3 protein-coding genes and 1 pseudogene are annotated in these 7,496 nt (G+C 68.6%); 1 reads left to right on the forward strand and 3 read right to left on the reverse strand.

From position 1 onward, the window contains the following. The coding region (locus B2W70_RS04835; RefSeq protein WP_286743407.1) for a CocE/NonD family hydrolase at positions 1–1,712 on the reverse strand (1,712 nt) is incomplete at its 3' end. A gap of 211 nt (positions 1,713–1,923) precedes the next feature. Here B2W70_RS04835 and B2W70_RS04840 point away from each other — a divergent pair. Further along, positions 1,924–2,949: an AEC family transporter gene (locus tag B2W70_RS04840; protein ID WP_286743409.1), complete on the forward strand. Its 1,026-nt coding sequence runs from the start codon at positions 1,924–1,926 to the stop codon at positions 2,947–2,949. On the opposite strand, the gene B2W70_RS04845 is transcribed toward B2W70_RS04840, so the two are convergent. Together B2W70_RS04845 and B2W70_RS04850 are read right to left on the reverse strand one after the other, a co-directional pair. Beyond that, the gene (locus B2W70_RS04845) at positions 2,950–3,849 is read right to left on the reverse strand and encodes an intradiol ring-cleavage dioxygenase (RefSeq protein ID WP_286743410.1); all 900 of its coding nucleotides are present in this window, start codon (positions 3,847–3,849) and stop codon (positions 2,950–2,952) included. It lies immediately after the preceding gene. A 100-nt stretch (positions 3,850–3,949) separates the two neighbouring features. Then, positions 3,950–7,496, reverse strand: a pseudogene (locus B2W70_RS04850) (excinuclease ABC subunit A); the annotation flags it as partial.

The following is a 7,496-nucleotide window of genomic DNA, read 5'->3' on the forward strand; positions in this document are numbered from 1 at the left end:
GGCTTGACCGTGCCGGCCGACGGGTCGACCACGTCCACGCGCACTGACACGGCGGCTTGCGTCTTCGAGGCGCGCATCCACACATCGGCCTGGATGGGGCCGTTGAGGTACAGGTCGCTGGCCAGCGGCGCGCTCTCGTAGACGATCGAGCCCTGGGCCTCTTCGACCTGGCGGCTGTCCTTCTGGCAGTCCTTGGGCAGCAGGCCGCTCATGCCCAGCGTCCACTGTGCGTGGCTGTTGGAGCAGTCGGTGCTGTCGCGCAGCGTGACCTTGGCCTGGGCCACGGTGCCGCCCAGGATGGTGGATTTGGTGACCGTGGGCGCCGGCGGCTCGATGACGATCTGGTTCTGGTCTGCAGCAGCCGGGGCATCCTGGCGCAGCACGCGGTCGCCACGCAGGTACCAGCGCTGCGGGTTCATCTGCGGGTGGGGCCAGTCGGTCGAGATGGCGTAGCGCGACTTGCCGCTCTCGCCGTAGCCATCGACATGCTGGGTCACGTTGGGCAGCTTGTCGGCGCCGGCGGGCAGGCCCATCACGTACTGATCGAACCACTGAAGCAGCAGGGCGGCCGATCCGGGCGAGCCCTGTTCGGTGGCGTTGTTGTGGTCCTTGGCTGCGGTCAGCACCGACTGCAGGTGGTAGCCAGGGTGGATGACCAGCTTGGTGGTGACGTTGCGCTTGAGCTGTTCGTAGATCAGCGGCTCGTCGCGCTGGAAGATGTCGGCGCTGGCGCCGATCACGAAGGTGGGCACCTTGATCTGCGGCGTCTTCTCGATGGGCGAGCGCACCGACCAGAAGCTGCCGTCGTCGGTGGCGATGCCGACTTCACCCGCCAGTCCTCGGTCGATGGTCGGGAAGTACCAGGCGTTGATGGCGGCGACGTGGTCCTTGGTGGCCTTGCCGATTTGCGTGGCGTGTTGCGGGTGCAGCAGTTGGGCCGGCTGGTTGGTGACCGACAGCGTTTGCGTCAGCGGCAACCAGGTGGCCAGGAACTGCGCGTTGAGCAGACCGCCCGTGCCCACGGTGCCGCGGAAGGCGTCGCCCATCGGCACCTCGGCGAACGCGGCCTTGATGGCGGGGTGGCCCTGGCCGGCGGTCAGCAGCGACGTGATGCCCAGGTACGAGGTGCCGGCCACGCCGATGCTGCCGTTGAACCAGGGCTGCTTGGTGATCCAGTTGACGGTTTCGCCATAGGCCTTTTGCTCTTCTTCGCCGAGCAGCTCGGTCACGCCCTCGGACATGCCGGTGCCGTACGAGTCAACGGCCACGGTGATGTAGCCGCGCTTGACCATGAACTTGTCCAGGCCGCCGATGAGCAAGGTGGTGTCACCCGGCGAGACCACGCCCATGAGCTGCGACATGTCGATGCGGTAGGCGGTCTGCGTGAGCACGACGGGGAACTTGCCCGAGGCCGCCATGCCCAGGGCGTTCGCCGGCAGCGAGACGTACACACCCAGCTTCTTGCCGTTGCTCAGGGTGATGAATTGAAGTGGCAGGGTCTTCGCGCCTGCATACCGCTCTGCGCGGGTGTAGGCCGGCCAGGTGGCGTCGCTGTTGCTGGTGATGGCAGGGTTGGGCTGGCTGGTCAGGCCCCGGGTGCCGAGCGTGGTGGTCTGGGCTTGGGCGGTGCCGAGGGTGGCCAGTGCCAGGCCGATGGCCAGGGCGCATGGGGCCACGCGGTGGAGGCGGTGGGGCAGGGTGAGCGTGGACATCGGGGTCTCCGGGTGTTTGGAATGGGGGGCAGCGTTGCGGGCCATCGTAGGCAGCGCCGCCCAAATGAGGATTGGCAGGACTGACCACTTTGTTGTCCGAAACCACCTCTTCTGGGTAAACCACGGGGGCTTCTCAGGACGCGTGCTCCGTGCTTACCCGTTGGCGCGGCCCGTTCGCGGTAACGGCGTCGCGGGGCGACAATCTGGACCCATGACCGATCTGCTGTGGTTGTTCGTGCCTTTCTTTTTGCTGGTGTTGTGCGGCTGGGGCGCGGTGCGCGCCGGGCTGGTGGACCCGGGGGGCATCGGCGCGCTCAATGGCTTCGTGCTGTTCTTCGGGCTGCCGGCGATGCTGTTTCGGCTCGGTGCCAGTGGGGCGCTGATGCAGCCTGGCTTGGCCGGCTTGCTGCTCGCTTATGGGCTGGGAGGCGGCTGCATCACGGCGCTGGCGCTGTGGCTGGGTCGGCGTTCGGGCTGGCCGCACCGCGACACGGGGCTGGTGGCGCTGGCGGCGGCTTTTCCGAACACGGGCTTTTTGGGGCTACCCTTGCTGACGGGCTTGCTGGGCGCGCAGGCGGCCGGGCCGGTGGCGGCCACGCTCATCATCGACGTGCTGCTGCTGAGCTCGCTGTGCCTGGCTTGGGCGCACCGGGGTGCGTCGGGCTCGTGGTGGGGGCTGTGGGTGGCGCCGTTGAAAGGCGCCTTGCGCAACCCGCTGCTGTGGTCGATGGCCTTGGGCGTGGCGTGGTGGGCCAGTGGCTGGCAGATGGCGCGTGCGGTCGACGACACGCTGCGGCTGTTGGCCTTGGCCGCTTCACCGGCCGCGCTGTTCACGCTGGGGGCGATCCTGGCGCGGGCGCAGTTGAAGGTGGGCAAGAGGGTGGCAGGCGGTTCACCCCTTGCAGTTCAAGGTGCCAGCCCAGGTGTCGTGCACGGTGCCGGACACGGGGTGCTGTCCGTCCTGGTCGCGGCCAAGCTGCTGCTGCACCCGTTGCTGGTGCTGGCGGCGGGCGAGCTGGTCCACGCCCTGGGCTGGCCACTGTCGGGCCCGGGCCTGACCACACTGGTGATGGCCGCGGCCCTGCCGTCGGCCAGCAACGTGTCGATGCTGGCCGAGCGCGAAGGCGCCGACACCACGCGGGTGGCTCGGCTCATCATGTGGACGACGGCGCTGTCGTGGCTCACGCTGGCGGGCTGGGCCGCGTGGCGCGGGGGCGCGTTGCCCGTCGAGGGCTGATCAGACCGACATGCCCACCGTGATGGTGGCCACGTAGCCGCTGCCGACATCGCCGGTGATGCTGAGCATCTGCGTGTCGTGGCCGTCGGAGAAGACGTTGTCCGAGGCGAAGCTGACCTGGGCCAGGTTGGCGACGCTGGCGCTGTAGCCGCTGGCCGTGTCGTAGACCGACTCGCACACCTCGGTGGGGAAGGCCATCTGCGAGGTCAGCAGCTTGTTGTCGGCGCTGGTGGCTGTGTTGATGCTGCGGTAGACCTCGAAGTGGATGTGCGGCATGCGCCCGCTGTAGCACCCGGGGAAGATGGTGGTGAAAGTAGCCGTGCCGCTGCTGTCGGTGGCTTGCACGCCGCGCAGGTAGTTCTCGCCGGTGACGCCGCTGGAGTAGAGCGAGTACTTGCCGTCGCGCGTGCAGTGCCACAGGTAGATGGCCCAGCCTTCGAGCGTGGCGCAACTGGCGTTGACGTTGACCAGGCGCACGCGCAGCGTGAGTGGCACGCCGGCCGCGGTGCCCGAGGCCGAACCCACGCTGGTGCGGATGTCGCTGCGCACGATGCCCGAGAGCATCAGCGCGTTGACGACGCTGCCGTTGGCGCTGTTGGATCCGTCGCCCGGGTAGGGGCCCTGGGTTTCGGTGGGGATGACGCTGCAGACCTCGCCGCTTGAGCTGGTTGCGGTGACGGTGCCGTTGCCCGAGGTGCTGCTTGAAGTGGCCGCGTCGCCACCCCCGCCGCAGCCGCTCAGCCCCGTGGCGCCCAGCAGGCTGCCTCCGCCCAGCGCGGCAAGCCAGGTCATGGCGCGTCGGCGATCGGGTGCCTCGAGGGCGGCCATGCGACGCAGGTCGCCCTGCAGGCCCAGGCTGTCAAGTGGGTGGTCGGCGGAGGGGGCAGTTTGCTGTGGCATGGCAGGGCGCTCAGGCAGGTGGCGATGCCACGCATGCTGAGCGCCATGCCTTGCTGGTCTGCGAGCCGCGTGTATCAGCGGCCGACAGTTGCGGACTGTTTCAACGGTTCAGCACGCCCTTCAAGGCCACGCCGGTGTGCGTGCCCTTGTCCACCAGCTTCTCGGGTGGGCCCTCGGCCACCACCTTGCCGCCGCCCGAGCCACCTTCCGGCCCCATGTCGATGACCCAGTCGGCCTCGGCGATGAGGTCGAGGTCGTGCTCGATGACGACCACGCTGTGGCCGCCGTCCACCAGGCGGTGCAGCACGCGGATGAGCTTTTCGACGTCGGCCAGGTGCAGGCCCACGGTGGGCTCGTCGAGCACGTACAGGGTGTGCGGCGCCTTCTGGCCGCGGCGCGTGATGTCGTCGCGCACCTTGCTGAGCTCGGTCACCAGCTTGATGCGCTGCGCCTCGCCACCCGAGAGCGTGGGCGAGGGCTGGCCCAGCGTCAGGTAGCCCAGGCCGACGTCTTGCATCAGCTGCAGCGGGTGCGCGATGGAGGGCATGGAGCCGAAGAACTCGACGGCCTCGTCGATTTCCATCTTGAGCACGTCGCCGATGTGCTTGCCGCGCCAGGTGGCGGCCAGCGTCTCGCGGTTGAAGCGCATGCCGTTGCAGGCGTCGCAGTGCACCTTCACGTCGGGCAGGAACGCCATCTCGATGGTGCGGATGCCCTGGCCTTCGCACTCGGGGCAGCGGCCTTCGCCGGTGTTGAAGCTGAAGCGGCCGGCACCCCAGCCGCGTGCGCGGGCTTCGAGTGTGTCGGCGAAGAGCTTGCGGATGGTGTCCCAGAAGCCGATGTAGGTGGCCGGGCACGAGCGCGGTGTCTTGCCGATCGGGGTCTGGTCGACTTCGAGCACGCGGTCGACGGCGCCCCAGCCTTCGAGGCTGTCGCAGCCATGCCAGGTGGGCTGGGTGGTGGCGCGCTCCTTGAAGGGGATGGCGAGCGCCGCCTGCACATTGGCCAGCAGCACGTCGCGCGCCAGCGTGGATTTGCCCGAGCCCGACACGCCGGTGACGCCCACCAGGCGCTGCAGCGGCACCTTGACGTTGACGTCCTGCAGGTTGTGCAGCTTGGCGCCTTTCAGTTGCAGTTGCGCTGTGCCCTTGTCCACCTTGCGGCGACCGATGGGCGCGCCGGCCTCGTCCACGCGCAGCGGGTGCTGCATGGGCGAGCGCAGGCAGCGGCCGGTGACGGAGGCCTCGCTGGCCATCACGTCGGCCACGGTGCCTTCGGCCACCACGGTGCCACCGCGCACACCGGCGCCGGGGCCGATGTCGATGACGTGCTCGGCGCGTCGGATGGTGTCCTCGTCGTGCTCGACCACCACCAGCGTGTTGCCCGACTGGCCCAGCGTGTGCAGGGCGTCGAGCAGCAGCTGGTTGTCGCGCGGGTGCAGGCCGATGGTGGGCTCATCCAGCACGTAGCAAACGCCCTGCAGGTTGCTGCCGAGTTGCGCGGCCAGGCGGATGCGCTGGGCTTCACCACCCGACAAGGTCGGCGCGGCGCGGTCGAGGCTGAGGTAGCCCAGGCCGACCTGCTCCATGAAGCTCAGGCGTGACTTGATCTCGCTGACGATGTCGCGGGCGATGGTGGCCTCGCGGCCGTCGAGCTTGAGCTTCTCGCTCCACTTGCGCGAGTCCTTGACCGACAGCGCAGACACCTCGGCGATCGACTGCCCGCGCATGGTCACGGCCCGCGCGACGGGGTTCAGGCGCGCGCCGTGGCAGGTGCCGCATTCGGCGTCTTCCACGTCCTCCACATCGGGTTCGGCGAAGGTCTGCTCGCGCCCCTTGTTGTCGTCCTGCTGCGAGTCGTCGAGCACCTTGCGCTGCTCGCGCGTGAGCGCCAGGCCGGTGCCCACGCAGTCGGCGCACCAGCCGTGTTTGCTGTTGTAGCTGAACAGGCGCGGGTCGAGTTCCGGGAAGCTGGTGCCGCAACTGGGGCACGCACGCTGGGTGGAGAACACCTTCACGCGGCCCATGTGCAGGGTGGACTTGCCCGTGGACAAGGCCTCGGACAGGCCCTCGAGCCCGGTGATCAGGTGCACCACGCCCTTGCCATGTTCGAGCGCCGAAGCCAGCAGCTCGCGCAGGCGGGCTTCGTTCTCGGGGGTCACCACCACGTCGCCCACGGGCAGCTCGATGGTGTGCTCGCGGTAGCGGTCGATCTTGGGGCCCTTGGTGGTGCCCCAGCCCGCCACGGGCAGGAACTCGCCGTCCACGCGCAGGTGGTCGAAGCCGCGCGCCGAGGCCCACTTGGCCAGCTCGGTGTAGACGCCCTTGCGGTTGACCACCAGCGGCGCCATCAGGCCGATGTGCTGGCCGCGGTACTCGCGCAGCCATTGCGCGGCGATGGCCTCGGGCGTTTGCGGCAGCACGGGGATGGGCTGGCCGTCGGCGTCGACACAGGTGGTGCAGTGCTGGGTGCCCAGCTTGACGTAGAGCAGGCGCAGGAAGTGGTGCACCTCGGTGGTGGTGCCCACGGTGGACTTGCGACCGCCACGCGAGAGGCGCTGCTCGATGGCCACGGTGGGCGGGATGCCATACACCGCATCGACCTCGGGCCGGCCGGCCGGCTGCACCAGCGAGCGCGCGTAGGCATTCAGCGATTCGAGGTAGCGGCGTTGCCCTTCGTTGAAGAGGATGTCGAAGGCCAGCGTGGACTTGCCCGAGCCCGACACGCCGGTGATGACGTTGAACTTGCCGCGCGGGATGTTCACGCTCATGCCGCGCAGGTTGTTCTCGTGCGCATTGACGACCTCGATGGCATCGTGGCCCGGTGCCTTGGCGGCGGCTGCACGGCGTTGATCGCGACGGGCCTTGATGATGGCTTGCAGCGAGGTGCCGCCTTCTTCGGCTTTGACCACCGTGGCTTGGCTGCCTTCGTCTTGCAGGCCCAGCGCTGCTTCGTACTCGCGCAAGGCCACGGCCGTGTGGGAGTTGCCGTGCTTGAGGTCTTCGGGTGCGCCTTGCGCCACGATCTGACCGCCCGCGTCGCCGCCTTCGGGCCCGAGTTCGATCAGCCAATCGCAAGCGCGGATCACGTCGAGGTTGTGCTCGATCAGGATGATGCTGTTGCCGGCGTCGAGCAGTTTGCCAAACGCCCGCATCAACTTGGCGATGTCATCGAAGTGCAGGCCGGTGGTGGGCTCGTCGAACATGAACAGCGTGCCCTTGCGCGCGGTGCGCTGGCCGCTCTTGCTCATCTGCGTGGCGGCTTCCACCAGGTGGCCGGCGAGCTTGAGGCGCTGTGCTTCACCGCCTGACAGCGTCGGCACCGGCTGGCCCAGCTTCACGTAGTCCAGGCCCACGTCGGACAGCGGCTGCAGCGCGCGCACCACCTCCACGTCTTGCGCGAACAAGCGCACCGCTTCGGCCACCGTGAGTTCCAGCACATCCGAGATGCTGAGCTTCTTGTTCAGGCGCTCGATCTGCACCTCGCGCACCTCGGCGCGAAAGCGCGTGCCGTCGCAATCGGGGCAGCGCAGGTACACGTCGGAGAGGAACTGCATTTCGACGTGCTCGAAGCCCGAGCCGCCGCAGGTCGGGCAGCGCCCGTTACCCGCGTTGAAGCTGAAGGTGCCGGCGGTGTAGCCGCGTTCG

Origin of the sequence: Aquabacterium sp. UBA2148 (assembly GCF_002328915.1) — a bacterium.
GTDB lineage: Bacteria > Pseudomonadota > Gammaproteobacteria > Burkholderiales > Burkholderiaceae_C > Aquabacterium > Aquabacterium parvum.

What these genes read in the sequence shown, in the direction of transcription:
- B2W70_RS04840 (WP_286743409.1), top strand. Translation starts at nt 1,924, where the DNA reads ATGACCGATCTGCTGTGGTTGTTCGTGCCTTTCTTTTTGCTGGTGTTG.
- B2W70_RS04845 (WP_286743410.1), bottom strand. Translation starts at nt 3,849, where the DNA reads ATGCCACAGCAAACTGCCCCCTCCGCCGACCACCCACTTGACAGCCTG.